General features: G+C 68.9%; 22 protein-coding genes. 8 read left to right on the top strand and 14 right to left on the bottom strand.

Annotated elements, in window-relative coordinates; translation table 11 throughout:
* Positions 1-25: 25 nt before the first annotated feature.
* The 3 genes from ACS5PN_RS11075 (at position 26) to ACS5PN_RS11065 (ending at position 2,238) form a co-directional block, all read left to right on the top strand.
* Positions 26-1,147 carry a hypothetical protein gene (locus ACS5PN_RS11075; RefSeq protein ID WP_439464002.1) on the top strand — a complete coding sequence of 374 codons (1,122 nt, stop codon included), beginning with the start codon at positions 26-28 and terminating at the stop codon, positions 1,145-1,147.
* The gene (locus ACS5PN_RS11070; protein WP_439464001.1) at positions 1,144-1,905 is read left to right on the top strand and encodes an enoyl-CoA hydratase/isomerase family protein; all 762 of its coding nucleotides are present in this window, start codon (positions 1,144-1,146) and stop codon (positions 1,903-1,905) included. The genes ACS5PN_RS11075 and ACS5PN_RS11070 overlap by 4 nt, the downstream gene beginning before the upstream one ends.
* Positions 1,906-2,001: 96 nt before the next feature.
* Complete coding sequence (locus ACS5PN_RS11065; protein ID WP_056266878.1) at positions 2,002-2,238, top strand: hypothetical protein; 237 nt, start codon at positions 2,002-2,004, stop codon at positions 2,236-2,238.
* A 136-nt stretch (positions 2,239-2,374) separates the two neighbouring features.
* Here the strand turns inward: ACS5PN_RS11065 and ACS5PN_RS11060 are convergent, their stop codons facing one another.
* Positions 2,375-2,935, bottom strand: a complete 561-nt coding sequence (locus tag ACS5PN_RS11060) for a thymidine kinase (protein WP_439464000.1) — start codon at positions 2,933-2,935, stop codon at positions 2,375-2,377.
* 167 nt (positions 2,936-3,102) lie between these two features.
* On the opposite strand from ACS5PN_RS11060, the gene ACS5PN_RS11055 reads away from it, so the two are divergent.
* The 3 genes from ACS5PN_RS11055 (at position 3,103) to ACS5PN_RS11045 (ending at position 4,564) form a co-directional block, all read left to right on the top strand.
* Positions 3,103-3,306 carry a hypothetical protein gene (locus tag ACS5PN_RS11055; RefSeq protein ID WP_056266871.1) on the top strand — a complete coding sequence of 68 codons (204 nt, stop codon included), beginning with the start codon at positions 3,103-3,105 and terminating at the stop codon, positions 3,304-3,306.
* An 83-nt stretch (positions 3,307-3,389) separates the two neighbouring features.
* Positions 3,390-3,893 (top strand): MarR family winged helix-turn-helix transcriptional regulator, encoded by a 504-nt coding sequence (locus tag ACS5PN_RS11050; RefSeq protein ID WP_439463999.1) that lies wholly within the window; start codon positions 3,390-3,392, stop codon positions 3,891-3,893.
* Positions 3,890-4,564, top strand: coding sequence for a GNAT family N-acetyltransferase (locus tag ACS5PN_RS11045; RefSeq protein WP_439463998.1), 675 nt, complete (start codon positions 3,890-3,892; stop codon positions 4,562-4,564). Before ACS5PN_RS11050 ends, ACS5PN_RS11045 begins: the two co-directional genes overlap by 4 nt.
* Here the strand turns inward: ACS5PN_RS11045 and ACS5PN_RS11040 are convergent.
* The 4 genes from ACS5PN_RS11040 to ACS5PN_RS11025 all read right to left on the bottom strand — a co-directional run bounded on the left by ACS5PN_RS11040 (position 4,545) and on the right by ACS5PN_RS11025 (position 11,270).
* Positions 4,545-5,942, bottom strand: a complete 1,398-nt coding sequence (locus ACS5PN_RS11040) for an efflux transporter outer membrane subunit (RefSeq protein WP_439463997.1) — start codon at positions 5,940-5,942, stop codon at positions 4,545-4,547. The two genes, ACS5PN_RS11045 and ACS5PN_RS11040, sit on opposite strands and share 20 nt — an antisense overlap.
* Before the next feature lie 8 nt (positions 5,943-5,950).
* Complete coding sequence (locus ACS5PN_RS11035; RefSeq protein WP_439463996.1) at positions 5,951-9,178, bottom strand: efflux RND transporter permease subunit; 3,228 nt, start codon at positions 9,176-9,178, stop codon at positions 5,951-5,953.
* A gap of 75 nt (positions 9,179-9,253) precedes the next feature.
* The gene (locus ACS5PN_RS11030) at positions 9,254-10,462 is read right to left on the bottom strand and encodes an efflux RND transporter periplasmic adaptor subunit (protein ID WP_439463995.1); all 1,209 of its coding nucleotides are present in this window, start codon (positions 10,460-10,462) and stop codon (positions 9,254-9,256) included.
* A gap of 22 nt (positions 10,463-10,484) precedes the next feature.
* Complete coding sequence (locus tag ACS5PN_RS11025) at positions 10,485-11,270, bottom strand: alpha/beta hydrolase (protein WP_439463994.1); 786 nt, start codon at positions 11,268-11,270, stop codon at positions 10,485-10,487.
* Between the two features lie 83 nt (positions 11,271-11,353).
* On the opposite strand from ACS5PN_RS11025, the gene ACS5PN_RS11020 reads away from it, so the two are divergent.
* Positions 11,354-12,289 (top strand): LysR family transcriptional regulator, encoded by a 936-nt coding sequence (locus ACS5PN_RS11020; RefSeq protein WP_439463993.1) that lies wholly within the window; start codon positions 11,354-11,356, stop codon positions 12,287-12,289.
* Positions 12,290-12,292: 3 nt separating this feature from the next.
* Here the strand turns inward: ACS5PN_RS11020 and ACS5PN_RS11015 are convergent, their stop codons facing one another.
* Positions 12,293-12,445: a hypothetical protein gene (locus tag ACS5PN_RS11015; protein ID WP_439463992.1), complete on the bottom strand. Its 153-nt coding sequence runs from the start codon at positions 12,443-12,445 to the stop codon at positions 12,293-12,295.
* Between the two features lie 216 nt (positions 12,446-12,661).
* On the opposite strand from ACS5PN_RS11015, the gene ACS5PN_RS11010 reads away from it, so the two are divergent.
* The gene (locus ACS5PN_RS11010) at positions 12,662-12,799 is read left to right on the top strand and encodes a hypothetical protein (RefSeq protein ID WP_439463991.1); all 138 of its coding nucleotides are present in this window, start codon (positions 12,662-12,664) and stop codon (positions 12,797-12,799) included.
* 30 nt (positions 12,800-12,829) lie between these two features.
* Here ACS5PN_RS11010 and ACS5PN_RS11005 read toward each other — a convergent pair whose 3' ends face one another.
* The 8 genes from ACS5PN_RS11005 to trpE are packed head-to-tail and all read right to left on the bottom strand — an operon-like array spanning position 12,830 to position 19,454.
* Entirely contained in the window at positions 12,830-13,291 is a 462-nt protein-coding gene (locus ACS5PN_RS11005) for a hypothetical protein (RefSeq protein WP_439463990.1), read from the bottom strand.
* 7 nt (positions 13,292-13,298) lie between these two features.
* A complete protein-coding gene (locus ACS5PN_RS11000) occupies positions 13,299-14,003 on the bottom strand; it encodes a uracil-DNA glycosylase (protein WP_439463989.1) in 705 nt (234 codons plus the stop codon).
* Positions 14,000-14,791 (bottom strand): indole-3-glycerol phosphate synthase TrpC, encoded by a 792-nt coding sequence (trpC, locus tag ACS5PN_RS10995; protein WP_439463988.1) that lies wholly within the window; start codon positions 14,789-14,791, stop codon positions 14,000-14,002. The genes ACS5PN_RS11000 and trpC overlap by 4 nt, the downstream gene beginning before the upstream one ends.
* Positions 14,791-15,825 (bottom strand): anthranilate phosphoribosyltransferase, encoded by a 1,035-nt coding sequence (trpD, locus tag ACS5PN_RS10990; RefSeq protein ID WP_439463987.1) that lies wholly within the window; start codon positions 15,823-15,825, stop codon positions 14,791-14,793. The genes trpC and trpD overlap by 1 nt, the downstream gene beginning before the upstream one ends.
* Positions 15,826-15,833: 8 nt before the next feature.
* On the bottom strand, positions 15,834-16,334 hold the full coding sequence (locus ACS5PN_RS10985) for a DinB family protein (protein WP_439463986.1): 501 nt from the start codon (positions 16,332-16,334) through the stop codon (positions 15,834-15,836).
* Position 16,335: 1 nt separating this feature from the next.
* The gene (gene ltaE / locus ACS5PN_RS10980; RefSeq protein ID WP_439463985.1) at positions 16,336-17,385 is read right to left on the bottom strand and encodes a low-specificity L-threonine aldolase; all 1,050 of its coding nucleotides are present in this window, start codon (positions 17,383-17,385) and stop codon (positions 16,336-16,338) included.
* A complete protein-coding gene (locus tag ACS5PN_RS10975; RefSeq protein WP_439463984.1) occupies positions 17,382-17,966 on the bottom strand; it encodes an anthranilate synthase component II in 585 nt (194 codons plus the stop codon). Before ACS5PN_RS10975 ends, ltaE begins: the two co-directional genes overlap by 4 nt.
* A complete protein-coding gene (gene trpE / locus ACS5PN_RS10970; RefSeq protein WP_439463983.1) occupies positions 17,967-19,454 on the bottom strand; it encodes an anthranilate synthase component I in 1,488 nt (495 codons plus the stop codon).
* Between the last annotated feature and the right edge of the window lie 20 nt (positions 19,455-19,474).

Below are 19,474 nucleotides of genomic sequence, written 5' to 3'. Positions count from 1 at the left end.
GTCACAATGTCTGGCTTGTAAAGCCATGCCTGAGCCGGACTCCCTCGACCCCACGCACGCACTGGATGGCTGGCGCCCGCCGGCGCCGGCATCCATGCCTGAACTGGCGCTTGACGCGCTGTTGCGTCCCGGCGGCAGCGGCGCCTTTGATCCCACCCGTCTGCTGGACGGCTGGCGGCCACCCGCCCCCGCGCCGCTGGATCTCGAACTCAAGGCCCTGCTGCGGACCGGCGCCGGACCGGACGAGGCCAAGCTGGCGCGGCTGAAGGCGCGGGGCTACGAGATGCTGGATGTCGAGGACATCGAGCTGGCCGACCCGCCGGTGCGCCGCGTGGTCTTAGCAGCCCCGGTCCTGGACATCCTGCCGCCGCCTTTGGCCGAGGTCGACCCCGCGCCGCCTGCCGTGATGACGGGCAGTGAGACGTCGGCCGCCATGAATGCGGCGGACGCCATCGACTTGGCGCTGCCGGAAGAGCAGGTCTGGCCCCTCTTCATGGCGGAGGCGCGGGTGGTGGAGGCGGAAATCTCGCCGGAGGCGCCGCTCGCAGCCGCGGTTGCCGAAGAGCGGCCAGCCCAGCCCGCTCCAATCGGATTTCTGAACGACATCGAGCTGCCTGTGGTGTCCGCGCCAGCGGCCGTCGTCGAAGTGCCGGAGCTGGACATGGCTGCCCTCGCGCCGGCTGCGCCGGAGCCCGATTCGCGCCTGCTCACGCAGTGGCAGGCCCAGGCCTGGACGGCCGTGGCCCGGCAGGTTGCCGGCACGAGTGCGGAGCTTTCGCAGACGCCGGAGGGCCCGCGCGTCCAGAGCCATGCGCCGCAATGGCTGTGCGCGGTTTGGCCACCACAGCTTGCCGATGCGCCCTTGGGCCGCTGGCCCGAGTTGGCAGCCCTGGTGGCGGCCGAAACGGCAGCGAAGGCCTTGCAGCAGCTGCTGGACGAACTGCCGGATGAAGCGCCGCTGTGGTCGGCGGATCTGCAAGCCGATTGGGATGTGGTGGCCGAACTCGTGCTGCACCAGGACACCGCGTTGCGGCCGGCCCAGGCGCGTGCGCTGCGCGAGCTGGTCGATGCGGAGCGCCGGCTGCGCCTGGCCCGCTTCGACGAGGGCTATGCCTTGCGCGGTCGCGTGGCCAGGCGGCAGGCATGACAAGCGGCCTGACGCCGCTGCTGGAGATCGACGCCGGCGTGGCCCGCATCACGCTGCGCCGCCCGCGCCAGGCCAACCGGCTGGCCGTCGACGACCTTGGCAGTCTGCGCGCCCTCCTCGATGAGGTGAATAGTACCGAGGCGGTCCGCGTCCTCGTGCTGGCCGGCGAGGGCAAACACTTCTGCAGCGGTTTCGACCTCAGCGCCCTGGGCGCAATCGACGCAGGGGCGCGCTTCGGCGAACTGGCCGATGCGCTGGAAGCCGCACGGCCCATCACCGTGGCGCGGCTGCATGGCGGCGTCTACGGCGGCGCTGCCGATCTGGCCCTGGCCTGCGACTTCCGCCTCGGCGCGCCGGCCAGCGAGATGTTCGTGCCGGCGGCGCGCATCGGCCTGCATTTCTATGCCGGCGGCCTGCGGCGCTTCGTCAACCGGCTGGGCCTGCCCGTTGCCAAGCAGGTGCTGCTGGCCGGGCGCACGCTGGATGCGGCCGCCCTGTTGGGCTGTGGCTATCTGGACCAGCTGCTGCCCGATGTCCAGACGCTGGATGCGGCGCTGAAGGCGCTGACGGACGAACTGCTGGGCATGGCGCCGCTGGCCCTGCTGCCGATGAAGCAGCACCTGAACGCCATCGCCGCCGGCCGCCTCGATGAAAAGCAGCTCGCCGCCGACATCCTCAAGGCGCGTGATTCGGCCGATCTGGTCGAGGGTCAGGCGGCTTGGGCGGGCAAAAGACCGGCGCAATTCAAGGGGGGTTGAAAGCCCTAGGAAGGGGCTTTCGCCACATCGTGGAAAATAGAGGCCTGCGCGCCTGCCCGCGCGCCCCCTTTCTACACACTCTTCGACAGGACCAGCGTGGCCAAAGAAACCACCAAGACCACCATCGAAGCGGATGGTTTGCGCTACCGCTCCAAAGCCCCGGGTTCGCCCTTCGCGGCAACTTCCTCTTTCGGCGCGGCAACCATGTCGTGCTTCCTTTGCGGCAAGCATCGCCCCCGCGCGATGCTCAAGTCCAAGAAGCTGCTGGGCAAGTCCCAGCCCGTCTGCTCACCGTCCTGCAAGGAACTGGACGCGCAGATCGCCGCCAAGTAGTCCGCGATCGACCCCAAGAACGCCGCTGCGGAACTATCCCCAGCGGCGTTTGTCTTGCGGGCCGAGCGCCGGGCCGCCCCCTCGGGGGGCCGACTGGGTTTGCCCGCGTGCAGCGGGTGCAAAGCCGGGCGAGGGGTCAACCTTGCCTGAAGCAGCGGCCGCAGACCGAGCGGTAGCGGGCGTTGCCGCCGATCTCGACCTGGGCACCCTCGGTGACCTTGCGGTTGTGGGCGTCGACACGCATGTTCATGGTCGCCTTGCGGCCGCAGTCGCAGATGGTCTTCATCTCGTCCATCTCGTCGGCCAGGCCCAGCAGCGCGGCCGAGCCGGGGAAGAGTTCGCCCTGGAAATCGGTGCGCAGGCCATAGCAGATGGCCGGCAGATTGCGCAGATGCGCCATCTCGTGGAGTTGCTGCACCTGGCTTTTGGACAGGAACTGGGCTTCATCGATCAGGATGCAGGCGATGCCGGGGCTGTCGCCCATCAAGGCGACGAAATCGGTATGGGCGTCGAACTGCTCGACTTCGCGCTGCGGGCCCAGGCGTGAGGTGACAAAGCCGCGGCCATAGCGATCGTCCAGCTTGGCCGTGAAGATGCGCACCTGGTGGCCGCGTTCCTCGTAGTTGTGGGCCACCTGCAGCAGGGCGGTGGATTTGCCGGCGTTCATCGCCGCATAACGAAAGAAGAGCTTGGCCATGGGGTTGTTCGAAGCGGATCGGCATTGTCCGTGGTGTCGAACCCCATAGATCGGGGTCGGGAAAGCCCGAGGTTTCTGCCTGTTTGGTCAAAAACCTCGGGCTTGCGAGATGGTTTTGTCATCTTCGTCGTGAGTCAATTCACATTTCGTCCCGACCTGTCTGAAGAATGAGCAAAGACACCGTCACCGCGGTCCGCCAGGATGGCTTGCGCTACCAGTCGAAGATCGGCGGTTCGCCTTTCCTCGGCAGCGGACATACCCGCTCCTGCTTCAAGTGCGGCAAGCACCGCGCTCCGGCCAGCCTGCAATCCATCCGGCTGCTCGGCCGCAACGAAGTGGTCTGCAAGCCCAACTGCAAGACCCTGCCCTGAGCCTTTTTCTTCCGTCGACGGGCTGCGCCTGACGCGCCCTCGATCCCGCCATTGACGATGTTGGATTAAATGCATAGCATGATATGCATATCGATTCAGCAGGAGCCGTCGTGGTCGAGGATGTGGTCAAGGAGCTGGGCCATCTGAGCCTGGGCACGCGGCTCAAGCGCATTGGCGAGACGCTGCAGGCCCAGACCCAGGCCGTGCTGGCCGCCCATGGTTTCGAGCAGCCGGCGGCGTGGTTTCCGCTGCTGGCGGCGCTGGATCGCCTCGGGCCGCTCAGCGTGGGCGAGTTGAGCCAGGCGGTGGGCGTCAGCCAGCCCGTGGTCACGCGCTCGCTGAAAGGCCTGGAGGATGAAGGCCTGGTCAGCTCGGAGGCGTCGGAACAGGACCGGCGCGTGCGCCGCATCGGCCTCAGCGCCCAGGGGCAGGCTCTGGTGGAGCGGTCTCAGGCCGAGGCCTGGCCGGCCATCGAGGCGGCCGTGGCCCAGGCCTGTGCGAGCCTGGAAGGCGACCTGCTGGCGCAATTGGCGGCGCTGGAAGATGCGTTGATCGAGGCGCCCCTGATGCAGCGGGTGCCGTCATGAGTGCGCTCGATCGTCCCGTCTGGGCCAGCCTGCAGCACCAGCCGCATTGGGGCGTGGGCGACGAGCATGCGCGGCGCTTCAAGGGCGATATCAACCGCTTTGCCGCGACGCCCGATGAGGCCCCGCCGAGCCTGGCCGCGCTCGCCGCGCTGGTTCAGCCGGGCGATGACGCCGTCTTCCTGGCCCAGGTGCCGCCCATCGTCGTGCCGCCTGGCTTGGTGGCCGCCAAGGAAGCGCTGGGCGTGCAGATGCTGGCCACGCGCGCCCTGGAGGTCGATGAGGGCCTGGAAGTGCTGGGCGATGCCGAGGCGGCCGAGATGCTGGCCCTGGCGACGCTGACCGAGCCCGGGCCCTTCCTGCCGCGCACCCACACCATGGGCCGCTTCATCGGCATCCGCATCGACGGCCGCCTGGCGGCCATGGCCGGCGAGCGCATGCGCTTTCCCGGCCATGTCGAGGTCAGCGCCGTCTGCACCCACCCCGACTTCCGCGGCCGGGGCCTGGCAAGGCGGCTGTCGGCCGCCGTGACGGCCGACATCCAGCACCGTGGCGAGCAGGCTTTCCTGCACGCCTGGACGAGCAACACCGCGGCGATCGCGCTTTACGAAAGCCTGGGCTTCGTCACGCGAACGACCGTCAATATCGCGGTTCTCAAACGCCAGCCAGCTTGACGCCGGCGTCGCTGCTCCAGCCGCCGCCCAGGGCGCGGATCAGCCCGACCGTGGCCTGGTACTGGGCCGAGCGCACCTGCAAGGCGGCCCGCTTGTTGGCGAGCTCGCTGCGGCGCGCGTCCAGCAGTTCCAGCTGGCTGACGAGGCCGTTGCGGTAGCGCGTGTCCGACAGCTTCAAGGCCTGGCTGGCGGCGCTGACCGCGCGGGCATTGGCCTCGCCCTGCTGCTGCAGCAGCGTCAGCGCACCGAGCTGGTCCTCGACATCCTTCAGCGCCAGCAGGAACTGCTCGCGGAAGGCGATGGCCGAACCATCGAGCTGGGCCTTGGCCGTGTTGACACCGGCCTCGCGGCGGCCGCCATCAAAGATCGGCAGCGCGGCGAGCAGGCCGACGCCCCAGGTGCCGGCGCCGCTCCTCAGCAGATTGGACAGTTCGTTGGAGACACCACCGCCCTGGGCCGTCAGCGACAGGCTGGGCCACCAGGCGGCCTGGGCGACGCCAACGCGGGCCTGCGCGGCCTGCAACTGGCTGCGCGCGGCGGCGAGGTCTGGGCGGCGCTGCAGCAGCTCGCTGGGCAAGCCGGCAGGCACGGCAGGCAATGCCGTCGCCCACGCCGTCGGCGCGAGTCGGAAGTTGGAGGCCGGCTCGCCCAGCAGCACGGCGAGGGCCGTTTCCAGCTCCAGGCGGCGGCGATCCAGAGCCAGGGCCTCGGCTTCGTTGGCGGCCAGCTCGGCGCGCACGCGGGCCAGGTCCAGGTCGGCCACATCGCCAGCGCGGGCGCGCTTTTCGGTCAGCGACAGAGTCTCGCCATAGGCCGCGACCGTGCCCCTGACGATCTCGCGTTCGGCATCCAGCGCGCGCAGCGCCAGATAGCCGCGGGCGACATTGGCCTGCACCAGCAGGCGGGCGTCGGCCAGCAGTTGCTCGCGGGACAGCACATCCAGGGCCGCGGCATTGCGCTCGTGCAGCAGGCGGCCGCCCAGGTCCAGTTCATAGGCCAGGCTCAGGCCGGCGTTGTACTGGGTCGCGGGTTGCGGCACCGGTTGACCCGGCGTGGACGAACGCCCGGCACCGGCAGCCAGGCCGACCTGGGGCAGGCGCGAGGCCTCGGCGCCGCCCAGGGCCGCACGGGCTTGCGCCAGGCGGTTGGCTGCGGCCTGCACGCTGGTGTTGGCCGCCATCGCACGGGCGACGAGATCGTCCAGCACGGGGTCGGCAAAGGGCTGCCACCAGCTCGCGGTCAGCGCGGCTGCGCCGTTCGCGGACTGGGCCTTGTAGGCGGCCGGCGCCTGCGGCAACTGGGCCGGGTCCACGGTGCCGACCGAGGCGCAGCCAGCCAGAACCAGGGCAGCGACCAGGGAAGTCAGAGTCGTTTTCATGAGGAGGATCACTTTCCGCGTTGCGGCAGGGCGTCGATGACGGGCTGCGCGTGGTGGGTGGCGGGTGCCGCCGGCGCGGCCACCTGGCCACCGTGGTGGCGCAGCGGCGCATTGCCGGTCAGGCGACGCACGATGACGTAGAACAGAGGCGTCAGGAACAAGCCGAACAGCGTCACGCCGATCATTCCGGCGAACACCGCGATGCCCATGGCCTGGCGCATCTCGGCACCGGCGCCGGTGCTCAGCACCAGGGGCAGCACACCCATGACGAAGGCCATCGACGTCATCAGGATGGGGCGCAACCGCAGCCGCGCCGCCTCCAATGCCGCCTGCATCGGCGTGCGTCCGGCGAACTCCAGCTCGCGGGCGAACTCGACGATCAGGATGGCGTTCTTCGCCGACAAGCCGACCAGCACGATCAAACCGATCTGCGTGAAGACGTTGTTGTCGCCATGGCTCAGGTAGACGCCCGTCATCGCCGCCAGCAGGCCCATGGGCACGATGAGCAGGATGGCGATGGGCAGGGTCAGGCTCTCGTACTGCGCGGCCAGCACCAGGAAGACCAGCAGGATGGCCAGCGGGAAGACCCAGGCGGCCGAGTTGCCGGCGATCTTTTCCTGGTAGGTCAGGTCGGTCCACTCATAGCCGATGCCCGGGGGCAGGGTTTCGGCGGCGATGCGTTCCACGGCGGCCTGGGCCTGGCCCGACGAGAAGCCGGGGGCGGCACCGCCGTTGATGTCGGCGGACAGGAAGCCGTTGTAGCGCAGCGCGCGTTCGGGGCCGAAGCTGGGCGTGACCTTCATCAGCGCGGACAGCGGCACCATCTCGCCCGACGACGAACGCACCTTCAGCGCGCCGATGTCCTCGGCCCGGGCGCGGTAGGCGGCATCCGCCTGCACGCGGACCGAGTAGGTGCGGCCGAACTTGTTGAAGTCGTTCACATACAGGCTGCCGAGGTAGATCTGCATGGTGTCGAACACGTCCGTCACGGCGACGCCAAGCTGGCGGGCCTTGGTGCGGTCGAGGTCGGCGAACAGCTGCGGCACATTGACCTGGTAGCTCGAGAACAGGCCGGCCAGCTCGGGCGTCTTGTAGGCCTTGGCCATGAAGCCCTTCAGCGCCTGGTCCATGGCTTCGTAGCCGAGGCCGCCACGGTCCTGCAGCTGCAGCTTGAAGCCACCCGTCGTGCCCAGGCCCTGCACGGGCGGCGGCGGGAACATGACGATGAAGGCGTCTTCGATCGCGCCGTACTGCGCGTTCAGCTTGCCCGCGATGGCGCCGGCCGACAGGTCCTTGCTCTTGCGCTCGTCAAAGGGCTTGAGGGTCGCGAAGACGATGCCCGAGCTGGAGCTGTTGGTGAAGCCGTTGATGGACAGGCCGGGGAAGGCCACCGCGTGCTCGACACCCGGCGTCTTCAGCGTGATGTCGGTCATGCGGCGGATGACGTCCTCGGTGCGGTCCAGCGTCGCGCCGTCGGGCAGCTGGGCGAATCCGATCAGGTACTGCTTGTCCTGGCCGGGCACGAAGCCGCCTGGCACGGCCTTGAACAGGCCGGCCGTGGCCGCGACGAGGGCCAGGTAGATCACCATCATCACGGTCTTGCGCGACATCAGCGTCTTCACGCCGCTGCCGTACTTCGCGGAGCCGCTCGAGAACAGCTTGTTGAAGCCGCCGAAGAAGCGGCCCAGCACGCGGTCCATGCCGCGCGTCAGCGCGTCCTTGGGCGCGTGGTGGTCCTTCAGCAGCATGGCGGCCAGGGCCGGCGACAGGGTCAGCGAGTTGATGGCCGAGATCACCGTCGAGATGGCGATGGTCAGCGCGAACTGCTTGTAGAACTGGCCCGTCAGGCCGGTGATGAAGGCCAGCGGCACGAAGACCGAGATCAGCGTCAGCGCGATGGCGATGATGGGACCCGAGACCTCGCGCATGGCCTGGTAGGTCGCTTCACGCGGGGACAGGCCCGAGGCGATGTTGCGCTCCACGTTCTCCACCACCACGATGGCGTCGTCGACGACGATGCCGATGGCCAGCACCAGGCCGAACAGGCTCAGCGCATTGATGGAGAAGCCGAAGCCGTGCATCACCGCGAAGGTGCCGATGATGGACACCGGCACGGCCAGCAGCGGGATGATGGAAGCGCGCCAGGTCTGCAGGAACAGGATGACGACCAGCACCACCAGAGCCACGGCTTCCAGCAGGGTGTGGATGACGGACTCGATGGAGGCGCGCACGAACTGCGTCGGGTCGTAGACGATGGTGTAGTCCACGCCTTCGGGCATGGCCGTCTTCAGGTCTTCCATCGCGGCGCGCACATTGGCCGAGATGTCCAGGGCGTTGCCGCCGGGGGCCTGGAAGATGGGCACGGCAACGGCCTGCTTGTTGTCCAGCAGCGAGCGCAGCGCGTATTCGCTGGCGCCGAGCTCGACGCGGCCGAGGTCGCGCAGGCGGGTCACGGCACCGTTGGCGCCGCTCTTGACGATGATGTCGCCGAACTCCTCAGCGGTCTGCAGGCGGCCTTGCGCGTTGACGGACAGCTGCAGGTCCACGCCCTGCAAGCCCGGCGAAGCGCCGACGACGCCGGCCGCGGCCTGCACGTTCTGGCCGCGGATGGCGGCCACCACGTCGCTGGCCGACAGGCCGTGCTCGGCCACCTTCTGCGGGTCCAGCCAGACGCGCATGGCGTAGTCGCCCGAGCCGAACATCAGCACCTGGCCCACGCCCGGGATGCGCGCGAGGCGGTCCTTGACGTTGAGCAGCGCGTAGTTGCGCAGATAGGTCATGTCATAGCGGCCGTTGGGCGAGGTCAAGTGCACGACCATGGTCAGGTCGGGGCTGCTCTTGACCGTCGTCACGCCCAGGCGCTTGACCTCCTCGGGCAGCCGCGCTTCGGCCTGAGAGACGCGGTTCTGCACCAGCTGCTGGGCCTTGTCGGGGTCGGTGCCGAGCTTGAAGCTGACGGTCAGCGTCATCAGGCCGTCGGTGGTCGCCTGGCTGCTCATGTAGAGCATGTCCTCGACGCCGTTGATGGCTTCCTCGAGCGGCGTGGCCACGGTTTCGGCGATGACCTTGGGGTTGGCGCCCGGGTATTGGGCGCGCACGACGACCGAGGGCGGCACGACGTCGGGGTATTCCGAGATCGGCAGCGCGCGGATCGACAGCAGGCCGCCGATGAAGATCAGCAGCGACAGCACGCCCGCAAAGATGGGGCGGTCGATGAAGAATTTGGACAGATTCATGAGGTGCTCCGGCAGCACACCGCCCGCAGGCCGGCTGAACCGGCCCGCCAAGCGGGGTTTCTGTGAGGGAAGGGCTTAGGAGTTCTTGGCGCTGGCCTGCTGGGCCGCCAGTTCGGGTTTGGCGTCCATCGCGACGTCCTTGGGCGCGAGCAGTGAGCCCGGCCGCACGCGCTGCAGCCCGCCGACGACGATGCGCTCGCCACCCTTGAGGCCGCTGGTCACGACGCGCAGGCCGTTGACGTTGGCGCCCAGGGTCACGCCGCGCCATTCGGCCTGGTTGCCCTGGCCGACGACGATGACATAGCGCTTGTCCTGGTCGGTGCCGACGGCACGTTCGTTGACGAGCAGCGCCGGCTCGTTCTTGGCCTGGCCCATGCGCAGCTTGGCGAACTGGCCTGGCACCAGCCGGCCGTCCTTGTTGTCGAAGACGGCCCGCACGCGCAAGGTGCCGCTCTTGGCGTCGACCTGGTTGTCGACCAGCTGCAGGCGACCGGTCAGCGCATCGGCGCTGCCGTTGGCCATCTCGACCGGAATCTTCTCCATGCCGCGGCGGTCGGCCGGCAGATTGGCGAGGGCGCCACTGACGATCTTCTCGTCGGCATCGAAGCTGGCGTAGATGGGGCTGACCGACACCAGGGTCGTCAGTACCGGTGCACCGGCACCGGCGGCGACCAGGTTGCCCTGCGTCACCTCGATCTTGCCGACGCGGCCAGCCACCGGCGCACGCACCTGGGTGTAGCCGAGGTTGAGCTGGGCCGTCTGCAGCGCGGCCTGGGCGGCGCGCAGATTGGCAGCGGCTTCGCGGGCGGCGTTGTCGCGCTCGTCGAAGTCGCGCTTGGCGACGGCGCGTTCCTCCAGCAGCGCCTTGCTACGGGCCAGTTCGCTCTGCGTGTAGGTCACGCGGGCCTGGGCGGCGGCGACCTGCGCCTCCACGCGGGCGACGTCGGCCTGGTAGGGCGCGGGATCGATGGTGACGAGCAGATCACCCGCCTTGACGAGGCTGCCCTCGCGGAAGTGCACGGCCTGCACGGCGCCCGACACGCGGGCCCGCACGTCGACACGCTCCACGGCTTCCAGGCGGCCGGAGAACTCGTTCCAGGCCGAGACCTCCTGGCTGACGACCTGAGCGACCGAGACCGGCGTGGCCTGGGGTGCGCCGGGACCGGGATTGGCCTGGGCCGGGCCCGAGCCGAACTGGGCAAGGCCGACGGCGCCCAGGGCGACGAGGGCGGCGGCTCCGGCGATCAGGCCGGCGCGACGGTTGAAACGAGGGGTGGACTGCATTTTGATTTCTCTCCGAGGGTGTTCAGGCAGGAAGCGACAGCGCGCGGCGGGCCGCCTCGCGCAGGAACTCGTGGATGGGATTGAGCGCATAGCCGGGCGCGACGGCCGGCAGCGTCAGGTCCCTGGCGTTGCCGCCGTGCTCGCGCAGGGCCGCGGCATAACGGCGCGATTCATCGTTGAGCGGATGGCCGGCGGCGCTGAGGATCAGGGCGGGCGCCAGGCTGTTGAGGCGGCTGGCGTTCAGCGGCACCGCATAGGGGTGGTCGGCGCGGGTGCAGTCGCCCAGATAGGCCTGCCAGCCCTTGGCATAGATGCATTCGCAGCCGCCGCATTCGCCTTCGCGCATGGAGGCGCTGCCGAGCTGGGGGTCCAGCATGGGCGAGATCAGCAGCTGGCCGGCCAGCTTGGGCGCATGCTGGTCGCGCGCCATCATGGCCAGGGCCGCGGCGATATTGCCGCCGGCTTCCTCCCCGGCGACGAAGAGAGCCGTGTGCGCCGAACCCGTCAGCTTGGCCGGCTTGGCGGCCAGGGCCTGCAGGGCCTCGAAGGCAGCGCTCAGGCCGGTGGGGAAAGGGTGCTCAGGGGCGAGGGGGTAGTCCAGGGCCACGACGTCGGCGCCGGCCTGGGCCAGCATCTCGCCGCGGGCCTGGGTGGCCTCCAGCGAACCGTCGGTGAAGCTGCCGCCGTGCAGCCACAGCAGCAGGGCGCGGTCGCCGCCTTCCAGCGGCCGCCGCGCGGCGTAGACCTGGGCCACCCGACCCGGCGCGGGGCCGAGACGCAAAGTGGCAGGGGAGGCAATCTTGTCCATGGACCGAAAGATAGGGATCAATGGCTTTGGGATAAACGCCCCTTCGGGTGACTCACTTTTCCTTGCCGTGGAACAATGAAGCCATGGACCGACTCACCGCGATGCAAGCCTATGTCCGGGTCGTCGAGGCCGGCACCTTCACCAAGGCGGCCGACTCCCTGGACCTACCCAAGGCCACCGTCACCCGCCTGATCCAGACCCTGGAAGGCCATCTGCGCACCAAGCTGCTGAACCGCACGACGCGCCGCGTCACGGTGACGCCCGACGGGGCCGCCTATTACGAGCGCGCCATGCGCCTGCTGGGCGACCTGGAGGAGCTGGAAGGCAGCATGAACCAGGCGCGCGTGACGCCGCGCGGGCGCATCCGCATCGATGTGCCGGGCGTGGTGGGCCGCGAGATGATCATTCCCCACCTGCCGGACTTCTACGCCAAGTACCCCGACATCCAGATCGAACTGGGCGTCAGCGACCGCACGGTGGACCTGATCAGCGACAACATCGACTGCGTCATCCGCGGCGGTGAGCTGACCGACCAGAGCCTGGTGGCGCGGCGCATCGGCGAATTCCGCTTCATCACCTGCGCGACGCCGGAATACCTGCGCCGCCACGGCACGCCGGCCCACCCGCTGGAGCTGACGCAATCGCCGCATCGCATGGTGGGCTATTTCTCGGCGCGCAGCGGCAAGGTCATGTCCGACACCTTCCGGCGCGGCGATGAAGAGGTGGAGGTGGTGGGCAACCACATCATTGCCGTCAACGATGCGAATGCCTACCTGAATGCCGGCCTGGCCCATCTGGGCGTGGTGCAGGTGACCTGCTTCATGGCCGGGCCGCTGCTCAAGAGCGGCGAGCTGGTGCGGGTGCTGGAAGACTGGGACGCCGAGGTCGTGCCCGTCTACGTCGTCTACCCGCCGAACCGCCACCTCAGCAGCAAGCTGAGGGTCTTCGTCGACTGGGTGGTCGAGTTGATCGGCCGCGAGGCGCTGGGCGGGCTGAAGCTGCGCTGTACGAACAGCTGAGGCTCAGGCCTTGTCGGCCGGGGCGGTGTTCGACATCGCCTGGCCGAAGTCTTCGACGCCGGGTGCCGGCGCGCTGATGGCCAGCAACATGCCCGCCGCCAGCGCTGCGACGGCCGTCGCGGCGGTGATCAGCGTGGAAAGGGATCGGGTGTTCATGGTGACTCTCCTGGTCGGCCACCTCTTGTTGGAATGGGGTGTGCCGATAGGTTGTCACTGTATGAATTGAGGGCCGCGAGAAAAAGCGGCCCGGATAGAACGGCGAGTTGCGCCAGAAGAAACAATCGTCGGCGCGGAAGGAAGACTCCGCGACACCGTCTGGAAGCTTCCGGGAGGGAATTTGACACTGGGTTCGACTCAACAACCCGGTCAATCATGTCTTCTCGCCGTTGGACTGTCGCCCTCGCCGTTGCCCTGGCCCTGGTGCTCGCCTTTGTGACGCTGGCCGCCAGCGCCCATGCTTTCGAGCACTACCGGTCCATGGTCCCCGCGGCCGCGGCACAGGAGGAATGAGACCCTGCGGCGCGGCAGGTGCCGAGCAACTTACGGCGAGGCAGGCCGGGACACCTCGCTGCCTGGCACGCGGCGCAGCTTGGGCTCGCGGCCCGTCAGCCAGGCGAACAGCAACTGCAGCAGTCCGACCAGCGCCAGGATGCCCGGCAGGACGACGGCCAGCAGGAAGCGGCCCATCAGCTCCAGAAAGGGCAAGCCCAGGGCGTTCTCCGAGTTGCCACGTGAGCTGATCAGGGGTGGGCTCAGCAGGCGCCAGCCCAGGCCGATCGCCGCGGCGAACGACAGCCCCGCTGCGAGGATGAGCAGGCGCCGTCTCGCCTGGGCCGGCGTCTCGCCGCGAATCCAGAGGGCGCAGCCGGCCCACAGCAGCAGGCTGGCCAGCAGCAATCCGCCAGTGGGCACGCCCATGCACAGCAGGCACAGGGCCGCCCAGATGGCGGTGATGGCGCCGCAGAAGACAGCGCGTGGCGTGCTGACCGAGGCGCCTGCCATGCGCGTGTCAGTGGCCTTCTTCGGCGCGGGCCCCGCGCGGAGCGCCGCGGCCGCGCTCTTCCAGCCAGACCTTGGCCGTCGAGAAATGGCCGCAGCCGATGAAGGGCCGGGGCGGCTTCAGGGCCGACAGCGGCGAGGGGTGGTTGGCCTTCAGCACCAGATGGCCCTGGCGCGCGGCTTCGATCAGCGGGGCCTTGGCCTGGGCATAGCTGCCCCAGAGCATGAAGACCTTGGGCGCGGCGTCCTCGGCCGCGGCCTTGATGAGGGCATCGGTCAGCACCTCCCAGCCGCGGTTGGCGTGGCTGGCGGGCTGGCCGTCCTCCACCGTCAGCACGGCGTTCAGCAGCAGGGTGCCACCCTCGGCCCAGCGCACCAGGCTGCCGGTGGGCGGGAAGGGCTTGCCGAGGTCGCGCTGGATCTCCTTGAAGATGTTGCGCAGGCTGGGCGGGAAGGGCACGCCGGCGGGCACGCTGAAGGACAGGCCCTCGGCCTGGCCCGGGCCGTGGTACGGGTCCTGGCCGAGGATGACGACGCGGGTCTGGCTCAGCGGCGTCAGCGTCAGCGCGCGCAGCGGTTCAGGCGGGTAGATGGTGGCACCGGCGGCGGCGCGCTCTTCCAGGAAGGCTTCCAGCTTCTGGCCAATGGGCGAGGCGGCCCAGGCTTCAACGACAGGGCGCCAGTCGGTATCGGGGAGTTGCAGTGGCAGCTTCATCCGAACAAGTTTGCCAGCGCGGCGCCCGGGTCCGGCGCGCGCATGAAAGCCTCGCCCACGAGGAAGGCATTGACGTTGGCCTCGCGCATGCGCTTCACATCGGCTGCGCCGAGGATGCCGGACTCGGTCACCAACAGGCGGTCGGCCGGCACGCGCGGCAGCAGGCCCAGCGTCGTGTCCAGCGTGACTTCAAAGGTGCGCAGATTGCGGTTGTTGATGCCCACCAGCGGCGTCTTCAGCTTCAGCGCACGGTCCAGCTCCGCGCCGTCATGCACCTCGACGAGCACGTCCAGGCCCAGGGCATGGGCCGAGGCCTCGAGGTCGGCCATCTGCGAATCGGCCAGGCAGGCGGCGATCAGCAGGATGCAGTCGGCCCCCATGGCACCGGCCTCCATGACCTGGTACTCGTCGACCATGAAGTCCTTGCGCAGCACCGGCAGCTCGCAGGCGGCGCGGGCCTCGCGCAGATAGGCAGCCGAGCCCTGGAAAAAGCGTTCGTCGGTCAGCACGCTCAAGGCAGCGGCGCCGTTGCGCGCATAGCTCTCGGCGATCAGCCCGGGCTGGAAGTCCTCGCGCAGCACGCCCTTGCTGGGGCTGGCCTTCTTGATCTCGGCAATGACGGCGGCGTGGCCGGCCGCGATGCTGGCGCGCAGCGAGCGTTCGAAGCCCAGTTGCTCGCCCTTGCGGGCCTCGGCCTCTTCACGCTGGGAGGCCAGCGAGCGCCTGGCCTTGGCCGCCGCGATCTCTTCCCACTTGACCTCGACGATGCGGTTCAGGATGTCGGCCATCAGCTCTTCCCCAGCGCCTTGGTCTGCTTGACGAAGGCATCGAGCTTGGCGCGGGCCGCGCCGTTGTCCAGGGCCGCACGGGCCCGGGCGATGCCGTCGGCCAGCGTCGGCGAGACATTGGCCGCATACAGCGTGGCACCGGCATTCAGCAGCACGATGTCGCGCGCCGGGCCTGCGTTGCCGTCCAGCACGCCGATCAGCATCTCGCGCGACTGCTCGGGGTTGTCGACCTTGAGGCTGCGGTTGCTGGCCATGGCCATGCCGAAGTCCTCGGGATGGATCTCGTACTCGCGCACGGCGCCGTCCTTGAGCTCGCCGACCAGGGTCGTCGCGCCGAGGGAAATCTCGTCCATGCCGTCCTTGCCGTAGACGACCAGGGCGTGCTCGGCGCCCAGGCGCTGCAGCACGCGCACCTGGATGCCGACGAGGTCGGGGTGGAAGACGCCCATCAGGATGTTGGGCGCGCCGGCCGGGTTGGTCAGCGGGCCCAGGATGTTGAAGATGGTGCGCACGCCCAGTTCACGGCGCACCGGGGCGATGTTCTTCATCGCCGGGTGGTGGTTGGGCGCGAACATGAAGCCGATGCCGCATTCGTCCAGGCAGGCCGCCACGGCGCGCGGCGCCAGCTGGATGTTGGCGCCCAGGGCCTCCAGCACGTCGGCGCTGCCGGTCTTGCTGCTGACGCTGCGGTTGCCATGCTTGGCCACCTGGGCGCCCGCCGCGGCGGCAACGAACATCGAGCAGGTCGAGATGTTGAAGCTGTGGGCGCCATCGCCGCCGGTGCCGACGACGTCGACCAGATGCGGCAGCGGCCCCAGCGGCACCTTGTTGCTGAGCTCGCGCATGACCTGGGCCGCGGCGGTGATCTCGCCGATGGTTTCCTTCTTGACGCGCAGGCCGGTCAACAGGGCCGACGCGATGACGGGCGACATCTCGCCGGCCATGATGCGGCGCATCAGCGTCAGCATCTCGTCGTGGAAGATCTCGCGGTGCTCGATGACGCGGGTCAGGGCTTCGGTGTCGGTGATCGGCATGTCAGACCTCAGGCGGTACGGCGCTCGGGCTCGTGGGTGTGGAGGTAGCGGGTCAGCAGGTCGCGCGGCGGCGGCACGTCGGCCTGGCGCATCAGCATGCCGACGCCGCCGCGGTGGTAGGCGCCGTGGGTGATGACATGGGCCAGCATCTCGGCGCGGCTCATGCGGCCGGCGTCGCCGTCGGTGAAGCGGAAGTCCAGCACCTCGGCGAGCTGCTCGGGCTTCAGCGAACGCACGAGGTCGACATAGCCGGCGTCGACACGCTCGACCGCGGTGCGCAGCACGTCCAGCGTGGGCGTAGCCTCGGTGTTGGTGCCCGTGAAGCCATGCGGCTCGCCGCGCAGATGGCCAGCGAAGATCTGGTCCACGACGTGGATGTGGTTGAGGATGCGGATGGCCAGGTGGCGGCGCTCCGGATGGAGCTGGGCGTCGACCTTGGCCATCTCGGCGAACAGCTCCCGGTTGATCGAGGCCTTCTGTTCGAACAGGGTAGTCAGCAGGGCGTCCATGTCAGCGCTCCAGGAATTCGCGGGCGGCGGCGATGGCGTGATCGACACCGGCCGCGTCCACGTCCAGGTGGGTCACGAAGCGCAGGCCGATCATGCCGGTGGCCAGCACGCCGCGCGACTTCAGGTGCTCCAGCAGGGCCGGCGTGCGGCCATCGCTGACCTGGGCGAAGACGATATTCGTCTGCGGTGGCGTGACCGTGACACCCGGCAGGGCGGCCAGGCCGTCGGCCAGGCGCTTGGCCAGTGCGTGGTCTTGCGCCAGCCTCTCGACGTGATGGCTCAGCGCGTGGTCCGCCGCCGCCGCCAGCAGGCCGACCTGGCGAAGGCCGCCGCCCACCATCTTGCGCACGCGGTGGGCGCGGGCGATCAGCTCCTTGCTGCCCACCAGCATGGAGCCGATGGGCGCGCCCAGGCCCTTGCTGAAGCAGATGGAGACGGAATCGAAGTGGCGCACCAGCTCACCCACCGTGCGGCCCGAGGCAACGGCAGCGTTGAAAAGCCGGGCGCCGTCCAGGTGCGTGGCCAGGCCACGTTTGTGGGCCAGCTCACAGGCATCGGCCACATAACTCGCCGGCAGCACATTGCCGCTCCAGGTGTTCTCCAGGGCCAGCAGGCGTGTCCTCGCGAAGTGCGGGTCGTCGGGCTTGATGGCCGCGGCGATGTCTTCCAGCTTGATCGTGCCGTCGGGCTGGTTGGGCAGGGGCTGGGGCTGGATGCTGCCGAGGACCGCCGCGCCGCCGCCTTCGTAGCGGTAGGTGTGGGCCAGCTGGCCGACGATGTATTCGTCGCCGCGGCCGCAGTGGGCCAGCAGGCCGCAGAGGTTGCTCTGCGTGCCGCTGCTCATGAAGAGGGCAGCTTCCTTGCCGAGCAGGGCGGCGACGCGCTCCTGCAGCGCATTGGCGGTGGGGTCGTCGCCGAAGACGTCGTCGCCGACCTTGGCGGCGGCAATCGCCTCCAGCATCGCAGGCGTCGGGCGCGTGACGGTGTCGCTGCGCAGATCGACGACGGCATCGCCGCCGTTGCCGGCCGAACCGGGTGCGTAGTCGCTCATGCCTTCAGCTCCAGGAAGTTGCGCAGCATGGCGTGGCCATGCTCGCTGAGGATGGATTCGGGGTGGAACTGCACGCCTTCCATCGGCGTGGCCGTGCCGGCCAGCTCGCGGTGGCGCACGCCCATGATCTCGCCGTCCTCGCTGCGCGAGGTGATCTCCAGCACAGCGGGGCAGGTCGCCTCTTCGATGACGAGGGAGTGGTAGCGGATGACGGAGAAGTCCTTGGGCAGGCCGGTGTAGACGCCGCGGCCGTCGGTCGTGATGGTGCTGGCCTTGCCGTGCATCTGGCGCTGGGCGCGGATGATCTTGCCGCCCAGGGCCTGGCCCATGGACTGGTGGCCCAGGCAGACGCCCAGCAGCGGCTTCTTGCCCATGAAGTGCTGGATGGCCTCCACGCAGACGCCTGCCTCGGTGGGCGTGCAGGGCCCGGGCGAGAAGACGATGTGATCGGGATTCATGGCCGCCATCTCGGCCACCGTGATCTCGTCGTTGCGCACCACCTTCACGTCGGCGCCCAGTTCACCGAAGTACTGGACGATGTTGAAGGTGAAGCTGTCGTAGTTGTCGATCATCAGCAGCATTTAGAAGCCCTCCTCGACGAGTTCGGCGGCGCGCAGCAAGGCGCGCGCCTTGGCCTCTGTTTCCTGCCATTCCAGTTCAGGGACCGAATCCGCGACGACGCCCGCCGCCGCCTGCACGTACAGGGTGCCGTTCTTGATGATGCCGGTGCGGATGGCGATGGCCAGGTCCATGTCGCCGGCAAAGCTCAGGTAGCCGCAGGCGCCGCCGTAGATGCCCCGCTGCACGGGCTCCAGTTCGTCGATGAGCTCCATCGCGCGCACCTTGGGCGCGCCCGTCAGCGTGCCGGCCGGGAAGGTGGCTTTCAGCACGTCGAGCTGGCCGACCTCGGGGCGCAGCACGCCCTCGACGTTGGAGACGATGTGCATGACGTGGGAGTAGCGCTCGATGGTGAAGGCCTGGGTCACCTTGACGCTGCCGGTGCGGGCGATGCGGCCGATGTCGTTGCGGGCCAGGTCGATCAGCATCAGGTGCTCGGCGCGCTCCTTGGGGTCGGCCTGCAACTCGGCTTCCAGCGCCAGGTCGCGCTCGGTCGTCGCGCCACGCGGGCGGGTGCCGGCCAGCGGGCGGATGGTGACCTTGCGGCTGCCGTCGCCGGCGTGCTCCTCGCGCACCAGGATCTCGGGGCTGGCGCCGACGATCTGGAAGTCGCCCAGGTCGTAGAAATACATGTAGGGGCTGGGGTTCAGCGCCCGCAGTGCCCGGTACAGCGCGATCGGCTCGGCCTTGTAGGGCTTGGAGATGCGCTGGCCGACCTGCACCTGCATCAGGTCGCCGGCGGCGATGTATTCCTTGGCCTTGGCGACGGCGGCCAGGTAGTCGGCCTTGGCAAAGCCGCGCGTGACCGGGTGGGCTTCGCTGCGCTGCACGCGCGGCACACTGACCGAGTAGGTCAGCTTGTCGCGCAGGGCCGAGAGGCGCTTCTTGGCGCGGAAATAGGCCTCAGGCTGGCGCGGGTCGGCCCAGACGATGAGGTAGAGCCGGCCCGACAGGTTGTCGATGACGGCGATTTCCTCGGACAGCAGCAGCACGATGTCCGGTGTGCCCAGGCCCTCGCCCTTGTGGGCATGGTCGAGCTTCTTCTCGATGGCGCGCACGGCCTCGTAGCCAAAGTATCCGGCCAAGCCGCCGCAGAAGCGCGGCAGGCCGGCGGGAATCCGGGGCTTGATGCGCTCCTGGTAGGCGGCGATGAAGTCCAGCGGATTGCCTTCATGCGTCTCGACGACCTGACCGTCGGTCAGCACCTCGCTGAGGTGGCCGGTGGCCCGGATCAGCGTGCGGGCCGGCAGGCCGATGAAGGAATAGCGCCCGAAACGCTCGCCGCCAACGACGGATTCGAGCAAAAAGCTGTTGCGGCCCTGGCCGGCGCCGGCGCAGAGCTTCAGATACAGGGACAGCGGGGTTTCAAGATCCGCAAAGGCCTCGCTGATCAGCGGGATGCGGTTGTAGCCTTCGGCGGCCAGGCTCTGAAATTCGAGTTCGGTGATCACGTCTCAAACCTTGAAAAACA

The sequence above is a fragment of the Roseateles sp. NT4 genome (genome assembly GCF_051857475.1).
Taxonomy (GTDB): Bacteria; Pseudomonadota; Gammaproteobacteria; order Burkholderiales; family Burkholderiaceae_C; genus Pelomonas.
The sequence above is the reverse complement of the archived record's forward strand: the minus strand, read 5'-3'. Positions and strand labels throughout refer to the sequence as shown.